We start from the raw sequence: 24,839 nt of genomic DNA on the forward strand, positions 1-24,839 counted from the left end.
GTTTCCCCAGTTCAGTCGGTCGCGGTGGCCCGTTCGACGATGGCGACGAGCTCGGCGGCATAGGCGTCGACGTCGGTGGCGGGACGCCGGATCAGTTCGGTGTGGATGCCGTCGATCGCCTGGCGGATGGTGATCGCCATGACGCGCGGGTCGAACCGGCCGAAGTCGCCGGTGCGCTGCCCGTCGCGCAGGCAGGATTCCAGGACGTCGACGGCGCCGTGGTACCAGTCGTCGTTGCCCGCGGTGGTGGCGCCGCCACCGCCGTGCCGCAGGCAGTCGAGCAGCGCGGTGAGTTCGACCGGGTGCTCGGCGACGAACGCCAGGTTCGACTCGATGTAGACCCGCAGCTCCGCCGCCGGCCCGGACACCGCGTCGATCCGCTCCCGCATGTAGGCGAGGCTCGTGGCCAGCACGTCCCGGACGACTTCGGCGATCAGGTCGGCCTTGCCGTCGAAGTGGTAGGAGATCATGCCGGTGCTGCTCAGCCCGGCGCGTTTCGCGATCTGCCCGAACGAAGCCTTCGCATACCCCAGTTCACCGATGGTCTCGATCGCCGCGCGGACGATCTGCGCCCGCCGGGCGTTCTCGGTGAACGTTTTTGCTTGCATGAGCAAAAAGTAGCACGGCTGAGCAAACAATCGCCAGAATGCGCTCTTTCCGCAACCGGGCGGTTGCGGTACGTGTCGGAGCGGGAGCGGACTAGGCGTCCACCTGCCGCGCGGTCGCCATCGCGCGCTCGGTCTCCCAGAACGCCCGCACCGACCGGATCAGCCCGTCCTCACCGACGCGGTAGACGAACACCCCGTCGGTGTCGACGCGGTAGCCGCCCGGGAGGAACGTCGTGATCGTGCCGACGTTGGCCACCTCGTCGCCGCCCGCGTGGGAGTCGCGGATGGTGAACTCGAAGCTTTCGACGTTGGCGATCGTCTTGTCCCAGAACGCGCTGATCCCCTCGCGGCCGTGGTGGCCCTTGCCCGCCTCGTCGAAGAACGACGGGCCGACCGGGTCCTCGACCACCGCGTCCGGGGCGAACAGGGCCAGCCAGCCCTCCTTGTCGCCCGCCGTCACCGCCGTCATCGACGCGAACGCCGCGCGCCGCGCGGGCGGCTGCTCCGCCGCCGTGTCCCAGCTGACCTGCACGCCCATGGGAGTCACTCCTCGAACTTCGCGATGATCTCGGCCCCGAACTTGCGGATCGCGTCGAGCTTCGGCTCGATGGGGGCGTCGAACCCGACGCCGTCGAACACCCACGGCATGGTGATCACGTCGGTGACGCCGGCTTCGGCCTGCGCGCGGTAGCCGTCCAGGCCGAAGGCGTCGATGCAGACCGCCTGGTACTCGAACGGGTCGTCGGCACGGCCCTGCTCGGCCAGCAGCTCCTTCAGCCGGGCGATGGTGGAGCGCAGGTCGTCGAGCTTCATCATCGCCGACGACCAGCCGTCGGAAACCCGCGCGGCGCGCTTCAGCGCGACTTCGGTGTGGCCGCCGATGTAGAACGGCACCCGCGACGGCGGCGCCGGGCTCATCTGGATCTTGTCGAAGTCGTAGAACTCGCCGTGGTACTCGACCATCCCGCCGCCGAGGATCAGCCGCAGCACGTCGATGGCCTCGTCGACGCGCTTGCCGCGCCGCTCGAACGGCACGCCGCAGTACTCGAACTCCTGGGGCAGCCAGCCGACGCCGAGCCCGAGGCCGAACCGGCCGCCGGTGAGCACCGCCGCCGAGCCGACCTGGCGGGCCAGCAGCACCGGGTTGCGCGAGCCGAGTTTGAGCACCGACGTGTAGAAGTGGATCCGGCTGGTCACCGCGCCCATCGACGCGGTCGCGACGAGCGGGTCCACCCAGGGCGTCTCCCCGGTCCAGAACCGGCTGCCGTCGGGGGTGTACGGGTAGTCCGTGTCCACCGTCTCGGCGTAGAAGAGCGAGTCGGGCAGGGCGATGGAGGCGAAGCCGGCCTCTTCGGCGGCCCGGGCGAGCTCGCCCAGCTGATCGAGGGGGTTCATCGCGATCGACAGGGTGAACTTCATGGCCGAACTATAACGTGTTCTAGTTTCTTCGGCCAGGCCTCGCGGTGGGCCTGATCACTCGGCGGGAACCCAGCGCGTAGCGTCCGCGTTGTCCGTTTCAAAGGTGACCACCGGTCACCGAGCCCCGAACTTCTGGGAGTGGTCCATGGGCACCGCGATCTTCCTGATCGTGCTCGTCGTCGTGATCGTCGGTGGCGGCCTCTATTTCTCGCGGCAGCGCGCCGCGGCCCGGCAGCGGGAGCTGGATGACGCCAAGGCCGACGCCCGGCGCCTGGTCGAGCGGCTCGGCGGCCAGGTCCTCAACCTCAACGGCACGGACACCGCGTCGCAGCAGGCGATGGCCGACGCGGCCGAGCGCTACAACGCGGCCGGCTCCCAGATGGAGCAGGCCCGCACGATCGAGCAGGCCCGGCTGGTGAAGGACACCGCCGTCGAAGGCCTCTACTACGTCCGCGCCGCGCGCGTCGCGATGGGCATGGACCCCGGCCCGCAGTTGCCGGAGGAAGCCGAGCGCGAGCGCGCCGGCAAGGTCACCGAGCGCCGGGACGTCGACGTCGAGGGCCAGCACTACGCCGCGTCCCCCGACGCCGGCCAGGACACGCCGTACTACTACCCCGGCGGCCGCGTCGCGGGCCGTCCGGTGCCGCAGGGCTGGTACAGCGAGCCGTGGTGGAAGCCCGCGCTCGTCGCCGGTGCCTGGGGCCTCGGGTCGATGTTCCTGTTCAGCGCGATGTTCTCCGGCATGGGCGGCATCGCCAGCGCCTCGGCCTGGGAGTCCGGCTACGACGCGGGCCAGCAGGACGCGCTCGACTCCGGTGACGCGGGCGGCGACGGCGGTGACGGCGGCGGCGACTTCGGTGGCGACGGTGGCGACGGCGGCGGCGACTGGGGCGGCGGCGGCTTCGACGGAGGCGGGTTCGACGGCGGAGGCTTCGACGGGGGCGGCTTCGACTTCTGACCCCCGGCTTCAAGCGCCCCAAGGCGGCCTTGGTTGCGTCTGACGCACCGAAGGCCGCCTTGGGTGCGTCAGACGCACCGAAGGCCACATTGGGGCGCTTCGGACGGTCAGGCCGGCTGGCAGCGAGGGCACCAGTAGAGGTTGCGGCCCACCAGTTCGGAGTTCGCCACCGGCGTCCCGCAGATCAGGCACGGCTCGCCGGCGCGGCGATAGACGTAGACCTCGCCGCCGTGGCGGTCCACCCGGGCCGCGCGGCCCATTGCCTCCGGCAGGTGCTCCGGCCGGACGGTGTCGATGCGGCCGACGCGGACGCCGTCGCGCATCAGGGTCACCAGGTCGGCCCACATCTCGTCCCACAACGCGCGGTCCAGCGCGCGGCCCGGCGTCAGCGGCGCGACGCCGTGGCGGAACAGCACCTCGGCGCGGTAGACGTTGCCGACCCCCGCGAGCACCGCCTGGTCCATCAGCAGCGCCGCGATCGACGTCCTGGACCGCGAAATGCGCGCCCAGGCCAGCTCGGGTTTCGCGTCGCGGCGCAGCGGGTCGGGACCGAGCCGGGCCTTGATCGCGTCGGCCTGTTCGGGGGCCAGCAGTTCACAGCGGGTGGGCCCGCGCAGGTCCGTCCAATGTGTCCGGCCGGCCAGCCGCAGCCGGACCTGGCCCACCGGTTCGGGCGCGGGCAGCGGGGATTCGCCGAAGATGCCGTAGAGCCCGAGGTGGATGTGCACGATGCCGTGCGGGCCGTAGTCGTGGAAGAGGTGCTTGCCGTACGCCTCGGCGCCGACGAACACCCGACCGTCCAAACGGGACGCTTCGGCGGTGAACCGGCCCTGCGGGCTGCTCACCGCGACCGGCGCGCCGGAAAACCGGCGCTTGTGCAGCCGCGCGAGCCGGTGGAGCGTGTGCCCTTCGGGCATCAGGCCTCCGGCAACGCCGGCGGGGTCCCGGTGCGCTCGTAGTCGAGCAGTTGCTGCACGCGGCGGGCGTGCCGCTCCTCCGGCGAGACCTCCGTCGCCAGGAACGCCTCGACGATCTCGACGGCTTCCTCCGCGGTGTGCATCCGGGCGCCGACGCCGATCAGCTGGGCGTGGTTGTGCTCCCGGCACAGCTTCGCGGTCTCGACGCTCCAGGCCAGGCCGGCGCGGGCACCGGGGACCTTGTTGGCGGCGATCTGCTCGCCGTTGCCCGAGCCGCCGACGACGATGCCGCGGCTGCCGTCGTCGGCCACCACGCGCAGCGCCGTCTCGACGCAGAACGCCGGGTAGTCGTCGGCCGCGTCGTAGACGTGCGGGCCGATGTCGGTCACCTCGTGGCCCTGCTTCTCCAGGTGAGCCACCAGGTGGTTCTTCAGCTCGAAACCGGCATGGTCGGATCCCAAATAGACACGCACGGTCAGGAGTCTGCCACCACGGCCGGTTTCGGGCATGCTCCGGGGGTGGGGATCTGGGAGCAGACCGGCAGCGACGTGCGCCTCGACTGGGGTGCCGAAGGAGTCGCCGCCCTCGGTCGCGAATGTGCGGTGCTGGTGGTGGTCGACGTGCTTTCCTTCGGCACCACCACGGATCTGGTGGTCGGCCGCGGTGGGCGCGTGCTGCCGGTCCGGTGGCGCGACGAACGCGGCGTCGCCCGGGCGCGCGCGGCCGGCGCGGTCATCGCGGGCGAAGGCGAATTCACCCTGCGGCCGTCTTCTGTGACGGAAATCCCTCCGGGGACCCTCCTGGCGCTCCCCTCGCCCAACGGCGCGACGCTGTGCGACGCCGCCGCGGCGACCGGCGCGCAGGTGCTCGCGGGTTGTCTGCGCAACGCCTCCGCCGTCGCCGCGAAGGCCGCCGAGGCGGGCGGCCCGATCGGGCTGATCGCGGCCGGGGAACGCTGGGGAGTGAACATTTTCGGCCAGGGCGAAACGTCCGGGCCGCTGCGGCCGTGCGTCGAGGACCAGCTGGGCGCCGGCGCGATCGCCGCCGCACTGGCCGCGCTCGGCCTTTCGCTGTCCGCCGAAGCGGCGCTCGCCGCGCGGTCCGTCGACGTCACGGCGGTGACGACCTGCGTGTCCGGGCGCGAACTGATCGAATCCGGCCACGGCGGCGACGTCGCCCTGGCCGCCCAATCCGACGTGAGCGATGCCGCTCCCGTCCTGAACGAAGGGATACTCGCATGACCGGCCGCTGGATCGAGGTCGCCGAGGGCGTGCACGCACGCCGTTACGAGGAGCTGGACCTGACCGTCGGGCTGGTCGTCGGCACCGAACGCTGCCTGGTCGTCGACACGCGCGGCGACGTGGAACAGGGCGCGGAGCTCGCCGCGGCGATCCGGGAGATCACGCCGCTGCCGTGGGCCGTGGCGTACACGCACGCGCACTTCGACCACACCTGGGGCACCGAGGCGTTCCTGCCGTGCGAGGTCTGGGCGCACGAGCGCTGCGCGGCCGAGCTGTCCGGGGACACCGAAGCCACCCGTGCTTCGTGGATGGCCCACTACCGCGGCGAGGGCAAGCCGGAGATCGCCGAGGCGATCGCGCGCACGACCATCACGGCCCCGGACCGCACGCTCACCGACCGCGTCGAGCTCGACCTGGGCGGCCGCACGGCGGTGCTGCTCCACCCCGGCCCCGCGCACACCGGCCACGACCTGGTGGTGCACGTCCCGGACGCGGCGGTCGTCTTCGCCGGCGACGTCGTCGAGCACGCCGAGTCCGGGTTCACCACGGGCTCGTTCAGCGACGAGACCGACCTGACCGCGTGGCCGGACGCCCTCGACGCGATCCTCGCGCTGGCCCCCCGCGTGGTCGTGCCCGGCCACGGCGAACCGGTCGACGCGGAGTTCGTCCGCTACCACCGCGACGGCCTGCACGAGCTGATCACGCTGAAGGCGGGGGTGGGCCGCGGCGAGACGACCGAGGTGGCCGCCGTGGCAGCCTCCCGCTACCCCGGCGACGTCACCCTGGCCGCCCTCGCCACCCCCTGACGGAAGGGGGCACTTTCACGTGAAAGTGCCCCCTTTCCCGTCAGTCGAAGTTGAGCTCGCCCGTCCGGGTGCGCTTGAGCTCGAAGAAGTCCGGGTAGCTCGCCAGCGCCACCGCGCCGTCGAACACCTTCAGCGCGTCTTCGCCACGCGGGATCGAGGTCAGGACCGGGCCGAAGAACGCCACGCCGTCGATGTGGATCGTCGGGGTGCCGACGTCCTGGCCGACCGGGTCCATGCCCTCGTGGTGGCTCTTCTTCAGCGCCTCGTCGTACTCGGTCGAGTGGGCGGCGTCGGCCAGCTCGGCCGGCGCGCCGATCGCCGCGAGGGCCTCCTTGATCACCGCGTCGTAGTCCTTGATGCCCTGGTTGTGGTAGCGGGTGCCGAACTCGGTGTAGTACTCCCGCAGCACCTCTTCGCCCTTGAGCTGGGAAAGCGCCACGGCCACGCGCACCGGGCCCCAGCCCTTCGCCAGCAGCTCCTTGTACTGCTCGGGCAGCTCGTCCCGGCCGTCGTTGAGCACCGACAGGCTCATGATCCGGAAGTTCAGGTCCAGGTTGCGGTGCTTCTCCACCTCCAGGATCCAGCGGGAGGTGATCCACGCGAACGGGCAGATCGGGTCGAAGTAGAAATCGACCTTCGTGGGCTGCTCGGCAGCGGTCATCGGGGCACTCCTGAGTCACGTCTCGATGTGGGCGGACCCCCACACGACGGGCCAACACCGGGAAACGCGGGGTTGTTCCCTTATCGCCCACCACCCCGTCCCCATGATTGGATGCGGGGAGTTGAAAACCGATACCAACGACCAGAGGTGCCTGTGCCCGCCCCCAACCTGACCCGCGACCAAGCCAAGCTGCGCGCGGATCTGCTCGAAGTCACCGGTTACGACATCGAGCTCGATCTGACCGACGGCCACGGCGGACCCGGGGAGAAGACCTTCGCGTCGACGACGACCGTCCGGTTCTCGAGCGCCCGGGCCGGCGAATCGACGTGGGTCGACATCGTCGCCGACCGCGTGCACTCGGCCACCCTGAACGGCGCGGACGTCGACGTCAGCGCATACGTCGAAGACAAGGGCATCGCGCTGGCCGGGCTGGCCGAGTCCAACGAGCTCACCGTGACCGCGGACTGCCGGTACATGAACACCGGCGAAGGCCTGCACCGGTTCGTCGACCCGGTCGACGACGGCGTCTACCTGTACACGCAGTTCGAGACGGCGGACGCCAAGCGCATGTTCGCCTGCTTCGACCAGCCCGACCTGAAGTCGGTCTACCGGCTCACGGTGATCGCGCCGAAGGACTGGAAGGTCGTCTCCAACGCCATCGTGGAGTCCGCCGAAGAGACGCCGGAAGGCGCCGTCCGCACGGTGTTCAAGGTGTCCGAGCGGATCTCGACGTACCTCGTCGCGCTGGTCGCCGGCCCGTACGCCGAATGGCACGACGAGTACACCGACGACCACAAGACCATCCCGCTCGGCATCTACTGCCGCGCGTCGCTGGCCGAGCACATGGACGCCGATCGCCTCTTCACCGAGACCAAGCAGGGCTTCGGCTTCTACCACGAGAAGTTCGGCACGCCCTACCCGTTCTCCAAGTACGACCAGCTGTTCGTGCCGGAGTTCAACGCGGGCGCGATGGAGAACGCCGGCGCGGTGACGTTCCTGGAGGACTACGTCTTCCGCAGCCGCGTCACCCGCTACGCCTACGAGCGGCGCGCCGAGACGCTGCTGCACGAGATGGCGCACATGTGGTTCGGCGACCTGGTCACCATGCGCTGGTGGGACGACCTGTGGCTGAACGAGTCGTTCGCGACCTTCGCGAGCGTCCTGGCCCAGGGCGAGGCGACCGAGTACAAGAACGCGTGGACCAGCTTCGCGAACATCGAGAAGTCGTGGGCCTACCGGCAGGACCAGCTGCCCTCGACGCACCCGATCGCGGCCGACATCGTCGACCTGCACGCGGTCGAGGTCAACTTCGACGGCATCACCTACGCCAAGGGCGCGAGCGTGCTCAAACAGCTCGTCGCCTACGTCGGTCTGGACCACTTCCTCGACGGCCTCAAGGTGTACTTCGGCAAGCACGCCTGGGGCAACGCGACGCTGGCGGACCTGCTGGGCGCGCTGGAGGAGGCGTCCGGGCGCGACCTGTCGTGGTGGAGCGCGCAGTGGCTGGAGACCACCGGGCTGAACTCGCTGAGCCCGCGCTACGAGGTCGGCGCCGACGGCAAGTTCACGTCGTTCGCCGTCGTGCAGTCGGGGGCGAAGCCGGGCGCCGGTGAGCTGCGCACGCACCGCGTCGCCGTCGGGATCTACGACGAGGACGGCTCGGGCAAGATCGTCCGGACGCAGCGGGTCGAGCTGGACGTCGACGGCGAGCGCACCGAGGTGCCGGACCTGGTCGGCCTGCCCGCGGGCAGGCTGGTCCTGGTCAACGACGACGACCTGACGTACTGCACGATGCGCCTCGACCCGGCGTCGCTGACCACGCTGATCGACCGCGTCGCCGACATCACCGAGCCGCTGCCGCGCACGCTGTGCTGGTCGGCGGCGTGGGAGATGACCCGCGAAGCCGAGCTGAAGGCCCGCGACTTCGTCACGCTGGTGCAGCGCGGCATCCACACGGAGACCGAGGTCGGTGTGGTCCAGCGGCTGCTACTGCAGGCCCAGACGGCGCTGAACTCGTACGCGGAGCAGGAGTGGGCGGCCTCGACGGGCTGGCCGGCCTTCACCACGCGGCTGCTGGAGCTGGTCCGGGCTGCCGAGCCCGGTTCGGACCACCAGCTGGCGTTCGTCAACTCGCTGGCCGGGTCGGTGCTGGACGCCGCCACGCTGGACGTGCTGGCGGGCTGGCTGGACGAGTCGGCCCCGCTGCCGGGTCTCACGGTGGACACGGACCTGCGCTGGCGGCTGTTGCACGCGCTGGTGGCCCACGACAAGGCGGCCGCGCCGGAGATCGACGCGGAACTGGCCCGCGACAACACGGCGACGGGCCGTCGCCAGGCAGAGCGCGCTCGCGCGTTGCGCCCGACGACGGAGGCCAAGGCGGACGCGTGGGAGCGCGCGGTGCACGACGACGAGCTGCCCAACGCGGTCAGCGACTCGCTGATCTCGGGCTTCTCGCACCCGGGGCAGAAGGCGCTGCTGGGGTCGTACGTGGCGAAGTACTTCGAGGTGATCGACGAGGTGTGGCAGCGACGCTCGAGCGAGCGGGCGCAGCCGATCGCGATCGGGCTGTACCCGTCCTGGGCGGTCGGCCCCGAGACGGTGACGGCTTCGGACGAGTGGCTGGCGGGCGAGCACCCGCAGGCCCTGCGCCGGCTGGTTTCCGAGGGGCGGGCGGGGATCGTCCGCGCCTTGGCCGCGCGGGACTTCGACGCGCAAGCCTGACCGCAAGCGCGGACCTGAAAAGGCCCCGCACTCCCCGGTTCCAGCCGGGGCGTGCGGGGCCTTTCTCGTGTCTCGGGTCAGCGGGGCGCGGGGCCCGCCTGGTCCGACAGCATCCGCAGCGCGTTCGCCAGGCCGTTGACCAGTCCGCGGACCAGGTCACCCTCCTTGAACGACGCCACCATGCTCGCCACCGCGAGCTTGGCGCCGCGGTCCGGCAGGCGCAGGTGCGCCGACTTGCCGGTGACGATCTCGATCAGCCGCTCGCCCGGGGAGACCGCGATCAGCACCGCGTTCGCCGGGTCCGCCGTCGTCGCGTGCAGCTTCTCCGCCGCCACCCGGCTGTCCGATCCCAGCTCGCCGAGGTACAGGCTGAAGTCCAGGCCGGTCTCGCGGCTCGCGAACGTCAGCGCCTCGTCGAGCCGGGCCAGCTGGCGGGTGGTGAACGGCCCGGACGGCGCCTCCGGCTCGTACATCTTGGCCGCGGACACCCGTCCGGTGGCCATCAGGGCCTCGCCGTAGCCCAGTTCGGACTCGTCGACGCGCTTCGTCAGCTCACCAGTTGCCACGAGCGCCTCCCGCCGCGGTCGGGGCGCCCTCGGGCGCGCTGTTCTCGGTGCCGGCGTGCCGGTGGGTCGTGCCCGCCCCTTCGGGGTTGGCGCTCCACCACATGGCCGGGTACTCCCAGGCCTGGCCGGACCGGTGCCGCGAGGCACTGCCGGACCTGCGCCGGAGCGTCAGCAGCCCGGCGAGGCCGTAGATGGCCAGCGGGATCACGGCGAAGACCACGATCGTCTCGACAACGTTCACGGCGGTGAGCGTATCGGATGACCTCGAGAACACTTCAGCCACCGCGCGCGGCGCACTCGACCGTTCGTCGTAAGCCGAGTGCCGTCCGCCGCTTGGCTCGCGGCCACTGGAACGTTGGGGCGAAGACCGTCGGGCCGAAAGGTTGCAACTCAACGTACAGGCGGCCGCACCCGCCGCTGTCGTCTTGTCGGGACCTTGAAATCCTCGTAGCTTTTTCACCTGTACGGGCCTTGCGCCCCGCTCCTCAGCTCCAGCAGGTAACGCACCGGTCCCAGGAGGCCCTGCCATGAACAGCGTCCAGACGCCCGCACAGGCGATCACCGAAACCTTCTCGTCACTGAGCGACATCGAATTCGCGCCCGGAACACGTGTGACGGCGGGCACAAGGGTTACGCGGGGTACACGCGTCACTCGCGGTACACGCGTCACAGCAGGAACCCGCGTCACCATGGGCACCCGGGTGACGGCGGGCACGCGAGTCACCCGAGGGACCCGGGTCACGCGCGGCACTCGTGTCACGATGGGCACGCGGGTGACGGCCGGCACGCGAGTCACCTGCGGCACCCGCGTCACGCGAGGCACCCGTGTCACTCGCGGCACGCGCGTCACCATGGGCACGCGCGTCACCTGCCAGAGCGACTACACGCTCGCTGCCTGACCCCGTACTCCAGGACCCCCGCGCACGGCGCAAGCACCCGGCTCGCCCCGGCCGCCGCACAGGCAGCCGGGGCGCCGGCTTGTCCAGGGCTCTACCGTCGTCCGGCGGTCAGGCGGCAGAGCCGAGATACGGCCGCCAGAGCGGATCGGCCTCCTTGGAGTGCGCGAGCAGCCGCCAGTGCGGGCCGTGGGGCGCCCGCGGGACGATCCGCAGCCGCCAGCCGATCTCCGAGAGCAGCCGGTCCGCCTTGCGGTGGTTGCACTTGGCACAGCACGCGACGCAGTTGGTCCAGCTGTGGGGGCCACCCCGGCTGCGCGGGACGACGTGGTCGATCGTCTCGGCCCGCCCTCCGCAGTAGGCGCAGCGGTACCGGTCGCGGTGCATGAGCCCGGCGCGCGTGAGCGGCACCTTGGCCCGATAAGGCACCCGCACGTACGTGCTGAGGCGGATCACCGAGGGCACCGGCAGCGAAACCTTCGCCGAATGCAGCTCGGTCCCGCCGGGGTCACCGTGGACCACTTCGGCCTTGCCGCACATCACGAGCACGACCGCGCGCCGCAGCGGCAACGCGGTCAGCGGCTCGAAGGTGGCGTTGAGCAGGAGCACCCGGCGCCGGCCCCAGGCCGGGGCGGCCGGATCCCGGCCTCTACTACGCTGTCCGGGCGGGCGGGTCACTCCCCCTGGGCGGGTCCCCGGCCCGGCCGGGACGGCTCCGCCGGATGCGGAACCCCCCGGATAGGCGCGCAGAACCACCTCTGGCGTCTCGTCGGCCGTGGCTTGGCCGGAGACGCCGCGGGGGCTGGGTTGTCGGTCTGGCACTCGACCACCTCCAGGGGCGTAGGCATAGTCGACCACAGAACAGGCCCCCAGCGCACGTGTGTTACAAGACGTGTCACATCCGCGCGACCCAACATCCACTCGGCGTTGGGGCGGCCGACCCGATCGGAAGGATGAACGAACCCCCGTGCTCTCCCTGCTTCCCTCCGCCGATCCGCCGTGCGTGAAGGACCCCAGCACGTTCTGTTACACGGTGTATGACGTCACGAACAACCTGTGGCTGGCGGGCTCGGCGAACTGGCTGATCACCAAGCCGGTCAAGATCCTGATGATCATCGTGATCGCGTTCCTGGTCCGCCTGATCCTGAGAAGGCTGATCAACCGCGTCACGACCCTGCCGAAGACGGGCGGCAAGCTCCCGTCGATGCTGCGCCCCCTGCGCGAGCGCGCCCCGGAGGTGCTCGGCTCCGCGATCATCGAACGGCGCCGCCAGCGCGCGATGACCATCGGCTCGGTGCTGAAGTCGATGTCGACGTTCCTGGTCTACGGCCTGGCGTTCATCCTCGTACTGGGCGAACTCGGCATCAACCTGGGCCCGATCATCGCCTCGGCGGGGATCATCGGCGTCGCGATCGGGTTCGGCGCGCAGAACCTGGTCAAGGACTTCCTGTCCGGGATCTTCATGATGGTCGAGGACCAGTACGGCGTCGGCGATGTCGTGGACGTCGGCGAGGCGTCCGGCACGGTCGAGTCCGTCGGTCTCCGGATCACGACGCTGCGCGATGTCAAGGGCACGGTCTGGTACGTCCGCAACGGCGAGGTGCTGCGCGTCGGCAACTCGAGCCAGGGCTTCGCGGTGGCACTCGTCGACGTCCCCCTCGGCTACACCGCCGACGTCGAGCGCGCGGCGGCCGTGCTCGCGGCCGCGGCCTCCACCGCCACCGAGAGCGACGCGCTGAAGGACAACATCCTCGAGCCGCCGGAGATGCTGGGTGTGGAAAGCGTCACACCGGAAGGCCTCCAGCTGCGTCTCACGGTGAAGGTGCGGCCCGGCAAGCAGTGGGCGGTGCAGCGGGCGTTGCGCGCCCAGCTGCTGGCGGCCCTGGAGGAGGCCGGCTTCGACCCGCCTCTCGGCCGGTTGTTCCCGCCGTCGGCGTCGGCGGGCGGGAAGTAGCGGCCGCGGACGCCATTACGCTGGGGAGCGGGTTCGCGACGAAGCGGTAATGAATGGACCGGGCGTCGGGAACCCGCACCCCAAGGGCAAAATGGAAGGCGTGTCTGCAGTGAGCGAACCGGCGAACCTCTACGAAGCGGTCGGCGGCGAACCGACCTTCCGCCGGATCGTCGGGCGGTTCTACGAAGAGGTCGCGCGCGACGAGATCCTCCGTCCGCTCTACCCCGAAGAGGACCTCGGGCCCGCCGAGGAACGCTTCCGGCTGTTCCTCATCCAGTACTGGGGCGGCCCGCACACCTACTCCGACCAGCGCGGGCACCCGCGGCTGCGGATGCGGCACGGGCCGTTCAAGATCGGGCCGCTCGAGCGGGATGCCTGGCTGCGGTGCATCCGGATCGCCGTCGACGAAGAGAACCTCGAAGAGCCGTACCGCAGCCGGCTCTGGGCCTACCTGGAGATGGCCGCGCACAGCATGATGAACAGTTTCGTCTGATGAGACCGGCGGCCTGGTGGCGCGATGCCGTCTTCTACCAGGTCTACGTACGCTCGTTCGCCGATTCGGACGGCGACGGCGTCGGAGACCTGGAAGGCATCCACTCCCGGCTCGGTTACCTGGAGCTGCTGGGCGTCGACGCGCTGTGGCTGACGCCGTTCTACCGCTCCCCGATGGCCGACCACGGCTACGACATCGCCGACCCGCGCGACGTCGACCCGATGTTCGGCACCCTCGGCGACTTCGACGTGCTGCTCACCGAGGCGCACAAGCGGAACATCAAGGTCACCGTCGACGTGGTCCCCAACCACACCAGCAACCAGCACGCCTGGTTCAAGTCGGCGATGGCCGCCGAGCCGGGCAGCGCGGAGCGCGACCGGTACATCTTCCGCGACGGCGTCGGCCCCCGCGGCGAAGACCCGCCCAACAACTGGGTCAGCGCCTTCGGCGGCCCGGCCTGGACCCGCGTGCCGGACGGGCAGTGGTACCTGCACCTGTTCGCGCCGCAGCAGCCGGACCTGAACTGGGCCAACCCGGAGGTCGCCGCCGACCTGGAACGCACCCTGCGGTTCTGGCTCGAACGCGGCGTCGACGGCTTCCGCATCGACGTCGCGCACGGCATGGCCAAACCGCCCGGCCTGCCGGACATGGACCCGCGCGCCGACGCGCTGGGGCCGAGCCACTACTACGACCCGCGGTGGGACCACGACGGCGTCCACGAGATCCACCAGATGATCCGCAAGGTGCTCGACGAGTTCCCGGACGCGATGGCGGTCGGCGAGATCTGGGTGACCGACGAGGAACGCCTGTCGCGCTACCTACGGCCCGACGAGCTGCACCTGGCGTTCAACTTCCGGCTGGTGCTGACCCACTTCGACGCCGACGCCATGCGCACGGCCATCGAGCGCTCCCTGGCCGTCCCGGCCCGCACGGGCGCCCCGGCGACCTGGACGCTGGGCAACCACGACGTCTGGCGGCAGGTCAGCCGCTACGGCGGCGGTCCGGCCGGCGTGCGGCGCGCGCGGGCGATGGCGCTGGTCGAGCTGGCGCTGCCGGGCGCGGTGTACCTGTACAACGGCGAAGAGCTGGGGCTGGCGAACGTGGAGCTGGCTCCTTCGGACATGGCCGATCCGCGCGCGAAGACGAGCGGCGCCGAGTTCGGGCGGGACGTCTCGCGGGTGCCGCTGCCGTGGGAGGGCGACCTGCCGCCCTACGGCTTCTCGCGGAACCCGCGGACGTGGCTGCCGATGCCGTCGGAATGGGCCGGGCTGACGGTGGAGAAGCAGATCGAGGACGCCGACTCGACGCTTTCGCTGTACCGGCAGGCGATCGAGCTGCGGAAGACGCATCCGGCGTTCGGCGGCGACGAGCTGGAGTGGTACGGCGCTCCGGCCGGGTGCTTCGCGTTCCGGCGGCGCGGGGGTGGGCTGGTGTGCGCGCTGAACACGTCGGCTTCGCCGATCGCGCTGCCGCCGGGCGAGCTGCTGTTGTCGAGCAGCCCGCTGGTCGAGGGGAAGCTGCCCGCGGACTCGGCCGCCTGGCTGGTCTGACCCGCCTTCCACAATCCACGCGGGGTGTGGACAACTCCGGCGGAAACCAGCTCGTCCGGTGTTTCCGGCGGTAGCCACCGATACGCTGGACCCGGGGGGCGCCCCCGCGGGGTGGCCCGGGTTCCGGCAAAGTCGAAGGGGCGGGCCCGAAGGGGGCGGTTTCGGCGGCGCTGGTGTGGCCGCGGTGTCTTGAATGAGTCATTCAGGGCGTCGGAGGTCCTGAATGAGTCATTCAAGACGTTGGCTGAGCTGGGCTGCGCTGCCGGGTGAATGAGCCCCGCGGCTTTGCGGGGGCCCTGCCAGGGAGGGCGGGGACTGCGCGGCGCCGGTTTCAGCCGGACTGGTCGCCCGAGCCCGAACCGTCGTCGAAGGCGCCGCTCGCCAGCCAGGCCACCAGGGCCGCGGCCTGGAGGTAGGGCGCCGCCTGGGCGGCCGCCCGGCCCGCCGCACGCGTGCGGCCCCACCTCTCCGGTCTTCCGGCGCGCTCCGGCGCCTGCTCGCCCGCCGGACGGTCGCGCCGCCACGGGGTCTCCTCGGCGCGCACGTCGTCGAGGAAGTCCGCGGTCGGGTCTTCGTCCGGGGTCATGCCTCCAGGGTGCCACCGCCGGCGAGCAGTGGTGGCCACCGTGAGCACTTCGTCAGAACAGCAGCGGCAGCAGCGCGTGCCGGCGCCGCACGATCGCGCCGTACCGGGCGTCCAGGCGCAGCCACGAATCGGTGGCCGTCACGCGGACGACGTCACCTTCGACGTCCGAGTCCACGAAACCCATGCCGGACATCGCGAACAGGCACCGCATCTGGACCTTGACCTCGACCGAACCGCCGCTCACCGTCAGCACCGCCTGGTCCATCAGCGACGCCGGCGGGTTGCCGTGCGGGCCGGCGTTGTCCCTGGCCAGCGTCACGCCGCGGTCCGCCAGCTCGGACACCACCCGCGCCGGGAGCTCGTCGATCAGCGGCCAGCGGCCGGACGGCGGCAGCTCGCCGTGCCACAGCAGGTCGCGGGCCGGGCCCGGGTCCATCCGGGGTCCGCCCGCCACGGTCAGCGCCGCGAGCAGCTCGTTGCCGGACACCGTGACGTCGCCGGGGGTGACATCGCCGGCCACCGCGCGGGTGGCCAGGCACTCGAACGGCGTCGCCGTCCAGGCCTCGACCACGCCGTCGCCGCGCTGCCGCAGCCGGACCGCCGTCTGGCCGTCCAGCCGGACCGCGCGGGCGACGAACGCCCCGAGGGTCTCCCGGTCGGCCGCGTCCGGCACGAACAACTCAGGCATCCGCGAACCCCTGCTTCAGAAACTCCGACTCGGCCGGGGTGAGCCTACGCGGCCGCAGTTCGACCGTGTCGTACGGCGCCAGCACCGTCTCGGCCGTGACCGCCACCGGGTCGTCCGCGGAGGGCCCGCCGCGGACGCGGTAGGCCAGCGTGAAGCTCGCCGCGCGCAGCTCGGTCAGGTCGATGTCGATCCGCAGCTGCTGGCCGGACACCACGATCGGCGCCTTGTAGGCCACTTCGAGCCGGACCACGACGATGCCCTTCGGCAGCTGGTCCAGCCCCGCCTCGACCGCCGCGCTGAACAACAGCGGGATGCGCGCCTCTTCGAGCAGCGTCACCATTTTCGCGTGGTTGATGTGGCCGTAGACGTCCATGTCCGTCCAGCGCGGGCGGACGTGCGCAACGTAGGTCACCGAACCGTGCTCCGGATCTGGCGGGCCGCCACCGAAAGGGTCGCCAGGTCGAGCCGGCCGGACTTGGTGATCTCGTCGAGCGCGACGCGCGCCCGCTGCAGCCGGGACGCGTTCGTCTTCTCCCACTGGGCGATCTTGGCGTCGCCGGACGAGCCGGGATCGCTGTGCCGCAACGCGTCCAGCGTGATCGCCCGCAGCGAGCCGTAGACGTCGTCGCGCAGCGAAAGCCGGGCGAGCGCGTGCCAGCGGTTGCCGCGTTCGAGCTTGCTGATCTCGGTGAGCATCTTGTCGATGTCCAGGTGGTCGGAGAGCGCGTAGTACAGCTCCGCGGTCTCGGCCGGGCTGTGCACGGCGTCCACGCCGATCTGCTGCTCGGCGAGCTCGGCCACCTCGGTGACGTCGAGCAGGCCGTAGGTGTGCAGCAGCAGCGACACCCGGCGGGCCAGCCCCTCCGGCACGTTCGCGGCGATCAGCTCGTTCACGTGCTTCTCCACCGACTCGGCCTCGCGGCCGCGCAGCAGGTCGCCGATCTTCGGGACGAGCTTGTCCAGCACCCGGCCGAAGCGCTTGATCTCCGACAGCGGGGCCAGCGGCTGCGGCCGGTTGGTGAGGAACCAGCGCGCGGCCCGGTCGAGCAGCCGCCGCGTTTCCAGCACCATCTCGTCGGCGACGTCGGTGTGCACGACGTTGTCGAGCGCGTCGATTTCCTTCCACAGCGCGGGGAGGTCGAACACCTGCGTCACCACGGCGTACGCGCGCACCGCGTCCGTCGCGGTCGCGCTCATTTCCTCCATCAGCCGGTAGACGAACGAGATGCCGCCGCCGTCGACCACCTCGTTGGCGATCAGCGTGGTGATGATCTGCCGGCGCAGCGGGTGTTCGCCGATCGCGGAGCCGAACCGCTCCCGCAGCGGCTTCGGGAAGTACTCGGGCAGCCGGGCCGCGAAGACCTTCGAGTCGGGCAGGTCGCTGGCCAGCAGCTCGTCCTTCAGCTCCAGCTTGACGTGCGCGAGCAGGGTCGCGAGCTCCGGCGAGGTGAGGCCCTTGCCCGCCTTCTCCAGCTCGCGGAACTCCGAGTTGCTCGGCAGCGCCTCGAGCTTGCGGTCGAACGCGCCCGCCGACACGAGTGCCTGCACCTGGCGGGCGTGCACCGACAGCATCGGTGCGGCGTGGGCGCGGCTGACGCCGAGGACGGCGTTCTGCCGGTAGTTGTCCTTGAGGACCAGCGCGCCGACCTCGTCGGTCATCTCTTCCAGGAGCTCGTTGCGCTGTTCGCGCTCCAGCTTGCCGGTCTGGACGAGGTGGTCGAGCAGGATCTTGATGTTGACTTCGTGGTCGGAGCAGTCGACGCCGGCCGAGTTGTCGAGCGCGTCGGTGTTGATCTTGCCGCCGGCCTGGTCGGGTCCCCCGCGCCGGGCGAACTCGATCCGGCCGAGCTGGGTCAGGCCGAGGTTGCCGCCTTCGCCGAAGACCTTGACGCGCAGCTGATTGCCGTCGACGCGGATGGCGTCATTGGCCTTGTCGCCGGCTGCCTGGTGGCTTTCGGTCTCCGCCTTGACGTAGGTGCCGATGCCGCCGTTCCAGAGCAGCTCGACCGGCGCCAGCAGGATCGCCTGGATCAGGTCCATCGGTGCCAGCGCCGTGACCCCGTCCTCGAGGCCGAGCGCCGCACGCACCTGCGGGCTGATCGGGATCGACTTCGCCGTGCGCGGGTAGATCCCGCCGCCTTCGCTGATCAGCGAGCGGTCGTAGTCGTCCCACGAGCTGCGCGGCAGGTCGAACAACCGTCGCCGCTCGGCAAATGTTGCTGCCGCGTCCGGGTTCGGGTCGAGGAAGACGTGCATGTGGTTGAACGCCGCGACGAGGCGGATGTGCTCGGACAGCAGCATGCCGTTGCCGAAGACGTCACCCATCATGTCGCCGATGCCGACCACGGTGAAGTCCTCGGTCTGGGTGTCCTTGCCCAGCTCGCGGAAGTGCCGCTTGACGCTCTCCCAGGCGCCCTTCGCCGTGATGCCCATGGCCTTGTGGTCGTAGCCGACCGAGCCACCGGAGGCGAAGGCGTCCCCGAGCCAGAAGCCGTACTGCGCCGACATCTCGTTGGCGATGTCGGAGAACTTCGCGGTGCCCTTGTCGGCCGCGACGACCAGGTAGGAGTCGTCGGCGTCGTGCCGGACGACACCGGGCGCGGGGAGGGTCTTGCCCTCGATCCGGTTGTCGGTCAGGTCGAGCAGGCCGGAGATGAACATGCGGTAGCAGGCGATGCCCTCGGTGAGCTGGGCGTCGCGGTCGATGCTCGCGTCGCCGCTCGGGGCCGGCGGGCGTTTGACGACGAAGCCGCCCTTCGCGCCGACCGGCACGATCACCGCGTTCTTCACCGCCTGTGCCTTGACCAGGCCGAGGATCTCGGTGCGGAAGTCCTCGCGGCGGTCCGACCAGCGCAGGCCGCCGCGCGCGACCTCGCCGAAGCGCAGGTGCACGCCCTCGACGCGCGGCGAGTAGACGAAGATCTCGAACTTCGGCCGCGGCTCGGGCAGGTCGGGCACGCCGGCCGGGTCGAGCTTGATCGACAGGTACTCGCGGGGAGTGCCATCGGTGCCGGTGACGTGGTAGTTCGTCCGCAGGGTGGCCCGGATGACGGCCATCAGGCGTCGCAGGATCCGGTCCTCGTCGAGGCTGGTGACCTCGTCGATCATCGCGTTCAGCTCGCTGGAAAGGGCTTCGGTGGCGGCCTCGCGGTCGGCGTCGGACGACTGGGGGTCGAACCGGGCTTCGAACAGCCGCAGGAGCTTGGTCGCGACCTGGGTGTGGTTCAGCAGCGTGTTCTGGATGTAGTCCTGGGAGAACGCGCTGCCGGCCTGGCGCAGGTACCGGGAGTAGGCGCGCAGCACGGCTACCTGGCGCCAGGTGAGCCCGGCGCGCAGGACGAGGCCGTTGAGGCCGTCGACCTCGGCGTCGCCCCGCCAGGCGGCCTCGAAGGCGTCCTGGAAGCGGCCGCGCAGCTCGGCGACGGCGTGCTCGTCGGACTCGTCGAGCATTTTCTGGTCGACGTGCAGGCCGAAGTCGTAGATCCAGCACGCGCCGCCGTCTTCGCGGTGCAGCTCGTACGGCCGCTCGTCGACCACCTCGACGCCCATGGCCTGCAGCACCGGGAGCACCTTCGAGAGGGTGACGCCTTCGCCGCGCAGGTAGAGCTTGAAGCGCCGCTCCCCCGGGCCGGCGTCGGCGGGCTGGTAGAAGGACAGCGCGAGGTCGCCTTCGTCGGTGAGCGAGTCCAGGGAGCGGAGGTCGGCCAGCGCCTCTTCGGCGGTGAAGTCCTCCTTGTAGCCCTCGGGGAAGACCATCGCGAAGCGCTGGCCCTGCTCGGTGGCCGATTCCTCGCCGACGATCCCGACCGCGACGCCGCCGTCGGCGCGCTCCCGGCGTTCGTCGAGGACCGCCTCGACCATCCGGTCGTCCCAGGTGCGGACGGCGTCGTTCAGCCGGTCCTGGATCTTGAGGGTGTCCGGTTCGAGGCGGCGGGCCGGGTCGGTGTGCACGACGAAGTGCACCTGCGCCAGGACGGTCTCGCCGATCCGCGCGCTGTATTCCAGCTGGGTGCCTTCGAGCTCTTCGAGCAGGACTTCCTGCATCGCCAGCCGCGAGCGCGTCGTGTAGCGGTCGCGCGGCAGGTAGACGAGGCAGGAGTAGAAGCGGCCGTACGGGTCGCGGCGCAGGAACAGCCGCAGCCGCCGGCGGTCGGAGAGGGTGATCGCGCCGGTCGTCGTCGAGTACAGCGAGCCGGTGTCGGCGGAGAACAGGTCGGCGCGCGGCCAGTTCTGCAGGATTTCGAGCATCCGCTGGCCGGAGAACGACTCGATCGGGAAGCCGGCGCGGTGGATGACCTCGCGGACCCGCTTGCAGACGACGGGGATGTCGAGGACGTTCTCGTGCAGCGCGGTGGTGGTGAACATGCCGAGGAAGCGGTGCTCGCCGGTGACGTTGCCTTCGGCGTCGAAGGTCTTCACGCCGACGTAGTAGGGGTAGACCGGCCGGTGCACGGTCGAGGGCGCGCTGGCCTGGGTCAGTACCAGCAGCGTGGGCGCGAGGGCGGTGGCGGCGGTGTCCGGACCGGCGGTGAGGCCGCGGGCGGCGAGGCTGTCCTGGCGCAGCACGCCGAGGCCGGAAGCCAGGACGGCGCGCAGAGCGGGCTCGTCGCTGTCCGGGTGCGGGTTGTCGATCAGTTCGTAGCGGCGGTAGCCGAGGAACGTGAAGTGGCCGTCGGCGAGCCAGCGCAGCAGGCGGGCACCCTCGGCGACCTCGTCCTGGGGCAGCCGCGGCGGGTCCGTCTCGAGTTCGCTCGCCAGCTGGCAGGCCGTCTGGGCCATCTTTTCGGCGTCCTCGACGACCTCACGGACGTCGCCGAGCACGCTGGAGAGCCGGTTGTCGAGCTCGCGGGCCCGGTTGCGGTCGGTGACGAAGTCGATCTCGATGTACATCCACGACTCGGCGGCCGAGTTCGCGGGTGGCTCGGCCGGGTCCGCTGCGGGGTGGACCTCGAGGAGCTCGCCGGTGAGGTCCCGGCTGACCACCACGATCGGGTGAACGATGCGCTGCACCTGCACGCCGTCACGGGCGAACTCCGCGGCGATCGAGTCGACCAGGTACGGCATGTCGTCGGTGACGACCTGCACGACGGTGGCTTCGCGCGCCCACCCGTCTTCGGCGACGGTCGGGTTCAGCAGCCGCACGGCCGGGCGGCCGGGCATCCGCGACTTGGCCAGCTGCAGGTGCGATCGGACGGCGCCGACCAGGTTGACGGGCTCGTCGCCGACGATTTCTTCGGGCGGGATGTGCCGGTAGTAGAGCCGGATGAGCTCACCGATCTCCGGCGCCAGCCCGGCGGCGGCGTCGATCAGGTCGTCCCTGATCTGCTCCGGGCTGGCCGGGGAGCGCTGGCCGAATTCGGGTTCGGTTTCGGCTCCGGTTCCGGGTAGGGACGAGACTCCGGTCGAGCTCATTTGAGGCAACTCTCCAGTTTGCGTGAGGTGGCACCGTGCCGGTTCGTCGTTGAGCCGGCCACCCCACACTAATGCGCCGCGATCCGGGATCACATGAAGACCCGAAGGTTCCCCGACGCGCGGAAACCCTTCCGGGCCAGGGGATTCGCGTGATCGGTCAAGCTACTGACGGGTTGCGTAGCGCGGCGGTACGCGGCCCTGACCAGCCGCGCTCGCCGGGCGCGACCCGGCGTGGGGTCAACGTGATCGGTTCAGTAGATCGGGTGCTTTGCCGTTCGCCGAACGGTGTCGGCCAGTCGGCGACGCCGGGGTGCGACGGATCCCACTGTTTTCGTGCCGGCAGGTCGGCGCTGGATAGGTGTGTCTCACCGACTGGACGCCGGCCGGGGTGAACTCCCCGCGGCGGGCCCGCTGGGTGCTGGGCAGGGTCCGGTCGGGCCGCCATTGCGATGGCCTGAGCGTCTTGAATGACTCATTCAGGGCGTCGGATGCCCTGAATGAGTCATTCAGGGCATCCGGACAGCCGCGGCGGACCGTGGCGGACCGTGGCGGACCGTGGCGGTTCGGCTTCGCCGGGCGGGCTGGGTCAGTCGCGGGAGCTGTGGCCGCGGGAGTCCGAGACCTCGGCGCCGTGGCCGTTGCGACCGTGGCCGTTGCGGCGGCCGGCGTTCTGGGAGTCGAGCTGCTTGACCAGGGCTGCCGCGCTGGCCGTGCCCGCCTGGTGCTCGGCCAGGGCGCGGGCGAGCAGGTCGGCGAGGCCGGCGTCGGGTGGGGGCTCGTCCTCCGCGATGGCGCGGGCGTAGCTCTCCGGGAACGGGGCCGTCGCCGGGGTCCAGTGGCCGAAGTCCTCCATCGGCTCCAGCGACGGTGGCATCCGCAGCCGCGGCAGCCACGGCTCCACTTCGTCGCGGTAGTCCGGCACCGACGGCGGTTCGTCTTCCGGCCGCGGCGGCGGGGCGAGCTTCGGCTCCGGACGCGCCGGTTCCTCGGCGCGCGGGCTGTCGGCGTCTTCCGCCCGGCGCCGGCCACCACCGGCACCTCCGGACGCGGAGATGCCCAGCCGGTCCAGCACGGACCGCGCGGCCACCGAGCCGTGCTCGGCGTCGTGCCGCGTCGACGGCGGCGGCTCCTCCTGCCGCCGCCCTTCCGGCGCCCACGGCTCCCGCTCGGCGGCGGGCTCGGGCGCCAGCGGCAGCGCCGGCGTGATGCGAGTGGGCGCCGATTCCCGTTCGGCCGCGGTTTCCCGCAGCCGAGCTTCGGCCAGCGCGGCCCAGGAGAACTTGGTCTTGCCGGGTTCAGCGGCCGGCGCCACCTCGGGTGGCGTCTCGACGGGTTCCCGCGTGGACCGCACCTCGATCGGCTCTCGCCCACGCTCGGCCGGCCGCGGCTCGGCCGGCGCCGACCGGAAGTCGGGCTCCCGCGGCTCGGGCCCCTGCTCGACCGGCTCCAGCCGAGACTCCGGCTGCCGCCCTCGCGGCTCGGCAAGCTCGGAGCGACGCTCCGGCTCTCGCCCACGCTCGGCAGGCCCCGACTCGACAGGCCCCGACTCTCGCCCACGCTGGCCCGACCGCGACTCGGCAGGCCTCGACTCTCGCCCACGCTCGACCGGCGGCCGCTCGACAGACCCGGGCCCTCGCCCACGCTCGCCAAGCTCCGACCCCGGCCCACGCTCGGCAAGCTCCGAGTCCCGCCCACGCTCGCCAAGCTCAGACCCCGGCCCACGCTCGACCGGCCCGGACCCCCGCGCCGGCCGCACCTCGACCGGCTCCGGCCGGAACTCCGGCTCCCGCCCCGACCGCGGCCCCCCGGCCTCAGGCTGCTGCTCCGCCCCTCGTCCCGGGCGCACGTCGGCCGGCTCCGAGTTCCGCCCCGACCGCACGTCGCTCGACTCCGCCCGGCCTCGAGGCTCCGGCCGGCCCGAAGGCACCTCCGGCCGTCGGCCCGGCTGCGGCGCCGAGTCGATCCGCACCGCCGGCATCAACGCCGTCTCGGCGGCGTCCGCGGTCACCCGTGGCCGCTCGAACGACCACGCCGGCGCCGGCTGCCGCGACTCGGGCCGCGACGGCATTTCCTCCCGCTCGAACGACCACGCGGGCGTGCGCGGCTCGGGCTCCGGAACCGGCGCGGCCGCGACAACCGGGACCGGGTGCGACGGCACGCCGCTTCCAGGGGCCCGGGAGCCCCCGGCTCGGGGCGAAGCCCCGGACGGCACCGCCTTCAGCACCTCGTCCAAATCGACCGAAGCCGGCTCCCCGCTGCCGAACTCGCCGGCCAGCACACTGCACGCCTGCCGCCGGGCCCGGGCGTGCAGCTGCTCCGCCGCCCGCGAGCGGTACAGGCACGCGATGGCCTCCTCCGCCTGCCCGAACCGCTCCTGCAACTGCGCCAGCTCCAGCCACAACCGGGCCGTGATCGCCGACAGCCCGTGCCGATCCGTGCTGGCCACGGCTTCGCGCACCTGCTCGATCGCCGCCTCACCGGAACCCGCGGGCAGATGGACCCGCGTCGCGACGGCCAGCCGCAGCCAGCCCATCGGGGCGACGCCCGCCGCGCGGACCGGCTCGGCCAGCACCGGCTCCGCGATCTCGTACGCCATCTGGGCGTCGCCGCGGTCGAGCAGCGTGCTGACCAGCAACAGCACCAGCCGGATGCGGATGAGACCGCCGTCGTCGGCCGGGTTGTCCAGCCTCTCCAGGAAGCCGAGGCCGGTCCGGGCCGCGTCGGCCGCCGCCGTCAAGTCGCCGTGGCGACGGCGGTGGGCGGCCGTGCCGACGCGCAGCAGGGCCCGCACCAGCAGCTGGGTGTCCGCGCCGAGAGAGTCGTCTCCGACGACGAGCTTGTCCGCCTCCACCAGCACGCGGTCCAGCTCCGACTTGCGCCCGAGCTGGCCCAGGCAGCCCACCAGGTGGCACAACGCGGCCGCGCGGTGCACCGGCGAGACCACCGGATCCGTGAGGATCGGCCGCAGCGCGGCGAGGCCGGTCAGCGGTACGCCGAGGCTGCGGGCGCAGACGGCGAGGTCGATGCGCAGCCGGGCGGCGATGTCGCCGTAGCCCGCGTGCTCGGCCGCGCGCAATGCCGCGACCGCGCGCCCGACCGTGGCCGGCCGCATCCCGAGCCGGACGCGCGCGGACACGACCAGGCTCTCGGCCCGGATCCACTGTTCGTCGGCACTGGCGGCTTCGGCCAGCGCGGCCGCGCGCTCGCCGAGGACCAGTGCCAGTTCGGGCGCGCGTAGGTGCAGCGCGTCCGCGCGTTCGATCAGCCTGCCGACTGCGGAGAGGGTTCCCCCGGCATGCGCGGAGCGCCCGCTCTCCGGGGAGAACGGGCCCGTCCGGTGCTGTTTGCTGGCTTCCACGGGGA

General features: G+C 71.5%; 22 protein-coding genes. 8 read left to right on the top strand and 14 right to left on the bottom strand.

Translation table 11 applies throughout. From position 1 onward, the window contains the following. Positions 1-11 precede the first annotated feature (11 nt). From ACLJQF_RS37755 to ACLJQF_RS37765, 3 genes are all read right to left on the bottom strand, one after another. Positions 12-608 (bottom strand): TetR family transcriptional regulator, encoded by a 597-nt coding sequence (locus ACLJQF_RS37755; protein WP_410615079.1) that lies wholly within the window; start codon positions 606-608, stop codon positions 12-14. Positions 609-699: 91 nt separating this feature from the next. After that, the gene (locus ACLJQF_RS37760) at positions 700-1,146 is read right to left on the bottom strand and encodes a nuclear transport factor 2 family protein (protein ID WP_410615080.1); all 447 of its coding nucleotides are present in this window, start codon (positions 1,144-1,146) and stop codon (positions 700-702) included. 5 nt (positions 1,147-1,151) lie between these two features. Further along, positions 1,152-2,027 carry a TIGR03619 family F420-dependent LLM class oxidoreductase gene (locus ACLJQF_RS37765; RefSeq protein ID WP_410615081.1) on the bottom strand — a complete coding sequence of 292 codons (876 nt, stop codon included), beginning with the start codon at positions 2,025-2,027 and terminating at the stop codon, positions 1,152-1,154. Positions 2,028-2,172: 145 nt separating this feature from the next. Between ACLJQF_RS37765 and ACLJQF_RS37770 the strand changes: the two genes are divergently transcribed. Beyond that, positions 2,173-2,985 carry a hypothetical protein gene (locus ACLJQF_RS37770; protein ID WP_410615082.1) on the top strand — a complete coding sequence of 271 codons (813 nt, stop codon included), beginning with the start codon at positions 2,173-2,175 and terminating at the stop codon, positions 2,983-2,985. A 107-nt stretch (positions 2,986-3,092) separates the two neighbouring features. Here the strand turns inward: ACLJQF_RS37770 and ACLJQF_RS37775 are convergent, their stop codons facing one another. Both ACLJQF_RS37775 and ACLJQF_RS37780 read right to left on the bottom strand, forming a co-directional pair. After that, complete coding sequence (locus ACLJQF_RS37775; RefSeq protein ID WP_410615083.1) at positions 3,093-3,902, bottom strand: Fpg/Nei family DNA glycosylase; 810 nt, start codon at positions 3,900-3,902, stop codon at positions 3,093-3,095. Continuing rightward, entirely contained in the window at positions 3,902-4,375 is a 474-nt protein-coding gene (locus tag ACLJQF_RS37780) for a ribose-5-phosphate isomerase (protein ID WP_410615084.1), read from the bottom strand. The genes ACLJQF_RS37775 and ACLJQF_RS37780 overlap by 1 nt, the downstream gene beginning before the upstream one ends. A 45-nt stretch (positions 4,376-4,420) precedes the next feature. Here ACLJQF_RS37780 and ACLJQF_RS37785 point away from each other — a divergent pair, with 45 nt between their 5' ends. Continuing rightward, positions 4,421-5,143: a 2-phosphosulfolactate phosphatase gene (locus tag ACLJQF_RS37785; RefSeq protein ID WP_410615085.1), complete on the top strand. Its 723-nt coding sequence runs from the start codon at positions 4,421-4,423 to the stop codon at positions 5,141-5,143. Beyond that, positions 5,140-5,949, top strand: a complete 810-nt coding sequence (locus ACLJQF_RS37790; RefSeq protein ID WP_410615086.1) for an MBL fold metallo-hydrolase — start codon at positions 5,140-5,142, stop codon at positions 5,947-5,949. Before ACLJQF_RS37785 ends, ACLJQF_RS37790 begins: the two co-directional genes overlap by 4 nt. Before the next feature lie 40 nt (positions 5,950-5,989). Here the strand turns inward: ACLJQF_RS37790 and ACLJQF_RS37795 are convergent, their stop codons facing one another. Next, the gene (locus ACLJQF_RS37795) at positions 5,990-6,610 is read right to left on the bottom strand and encodes a DsbA family protein (RefSeq protein WP_410615087.1); all 621 of its coding nucleotides are present in this window, start codon (positions 6,608-6,610) and stop codon (positions 5,990-5,992) included. Between the two features lie 153 nt (positions 6,611-6,763). On the opposite strand from ACLJQF_RS37795, the gene pepN reads away from it, so the two are divergent. Beyond that, the gene (gene pepN, locus ACLJQF_RS37800) at positions 6,764-9,331 is read left to right on the top strand and encodes an aminopeptidase N (protein ID WP_410615144.1); all 2,568 of its coding nucleotides are present in this window, start codon (positions 6,764-6,766) and stop codon (positions 9,329-9,331) included. A gap of 77 nt (positions 9,332-9,408) precedes the next feature. On the opposite strand, the gene ACLJQF_RS37805 is transcribed toward pepN, so the two are convergent. Then, a complete protein-coding gene (locus ACLJQF_RS37805) occupies positions 9,409-9,897 on the bottom strand; it encodes a DUF5130 family protein (RefSeq protein WP_410615088.1) in 489 nt (162 codons plus the stop codon). After that, on the bottom strand, positions 9,884-10,138 hold the full coding sequence (locus ACLJQF_RS37810) for a hypothetical protein (RefSeq protein WP_410615089.1): 255 nt from the start codon (positions 10,136-10,138) through the stop codon (positions 9,884-9,886). Before ACLJQF_RS37810 ends, ACLJQF_RS37805 begins: the two co-directional genes overlap by 14 nt. 286 nt (positions 10,139-10,424) lie before the next feature. Between ACLJQF_RS37810 and ACLJQF_RS37815 the strand changes: the two genes are divergently transcribed. Further along, complete coding sequence (locus ACLJQF_RS37815; RefSeq protein ID WP_410615090.1) at positions 10,425-10,796, top strand: hypothetical protein; 372 nt, start codon at positions 10,425-10,427, stop codon at positions 10,794-10,796. Positions 10,797-10,904: 108 nt separating this feature from the next. On the opposite strand, the gene ACLJQF_RS37820 is transcribed toward ACLJQF_RS37815, so the two are convergent. Continuing rightward, a complete protein-coding gene (locus ACLJQF_RS37820; protein WP_410615091.1) occupies positions 10,905-11,402 on the bottom strand; it encodes an HNH endonuclease in 498 nt (165 codons plus the stop codon). A gap of 394 nt (positions 11,403-11,796) precedes the next feature. On the opposite strand from ACLJQF_RS37820, the gene ACLJQF_RS37825 reads away from it, so the two are divergent. The 3 genes from ACLJQF_RS37825 (at position 11,797) to ACLJQF_RS37835 (ending at position 14,790) form a co-directional block, all read left to right on the top strand. After that, positions 11,797-12,747 (top strand): mechanosensitive ion channel family protein, encoded by a 951-nt coding sequence (locus ACLJQF_RS37825; protein WP_410615092.1) that lies wholly within the window; start codon positions 11,797-11,799, stop codon positions 12,745-12,747. A 91-nt stretch (positions 12,748-12,838) separates the two neighbouring features. Continuing rightward, the gene (locus ACLJQF_RS37830) at positions 12,839-13,240 is read left to right on the top strand and encodes a globin (protein WP_410615145.1); all 402 of its coding nucleotides are present in this window, start codon (positions 12,839-12,841) and stop codon (positions 13,238-13,240) included. Then, complete coding sequence (locus ACLJQF_RS37835) at positions 13,240-14,790, top strand: glycoside hydrolase family 13 protein (RefSeq protein WP_410615093.1); 1,551 nt, start codon at positions 13,240-13,242, stop codon at positions 14,788-14,790. Before ACLJQF_RS37830 ends, ACLJQF_RS37835 begins: the two co-directional genes overlap by 1 nt. Positions 14,791-15,121: 331 nt before the next feature. On the opposite strand, the gene ACLJQF_RS37840 is transcribed toward ACLJQF_RS37835, so the two are convergent. The 5 genes from ACLJQF_RS37840 to ACLJQF_RS37860 all read right to left on the bottom strand — a co-directional run bounded on the left by ACLJQF_RS37840 (position 15,122) and on the right by ACLJQF_RS37860 (position 24,834). Beyond that, positions 15,122-15,376: a hypothetical protein gene (locus ACLJQF_RS37840; protein WP_410615094.1), complete on the bottom strand. Its 255-nt coding sequence runs from the start codon at positions 15,374-15,376 to the stop codon at positions 15,122-15,124. Positions 15,377-15,428: 52 nt separating this feature from the next. Further along, positions 15,429-16,064 (bottom strand): hypothetical protein, encoded by a 636-nt coding sequence (locus ACLJQF_RS37845; protein ID WP_410615095.1) that lies wholly within the window; start codon positions 16,062-16,064, stop codon positions 15,429-15,431. Next, entirely contained in the window at positions 16,057-16,476 is a 420-nt protein-coding gene (locus ACLJQF_RS37850) for an acyl-CoA thioesterase (protein WP_410615096.1), read from the bottom strand. The genes ACLJQF_RS37845 and ACLJQF_RS37850 overlap by 8 nt, the downstream gene beginning before the upstream one ends. Further along, positions 16,473-21,476: an NAD-glutamate dehydrogenase gene (locus ACLJQF_RS37855; protein ID WP_410615097.1), complete on the bottom strand. Its 5,004-nt coding sequence runs from the start codon at positions 21,474-21,476 to the stop codon at positions 16,473-16,475. Before ACLJQF_RS37855 ends, ACLJQF_RS37850 begins: the two co-directional genes overlap by 4 nt. 586 nt (positions 21,477-22,062) lie before the next feature. Next, a complete protein-coding gene (locus ACLJQF_RS37860) occupies positions 22,063-24,834 on the bottom strand; it encodes a hypothetical protein (protein ID WP_410615098.1) in 2,772 nt (923 codons plus the stop codon). Positions 24,835-24,839 lie beyond the last annotated feature (5 nt).

Origin of the sequence: Amycolatopsis sp. lyj-109, assembly GCF_046548995.1 — a bacterium.
Lineage (GTDB): Bacteria > Actinomycetota > Actinomycetes > Mycobacteriales > Pseudonocardiaceae > Amycolatopsis.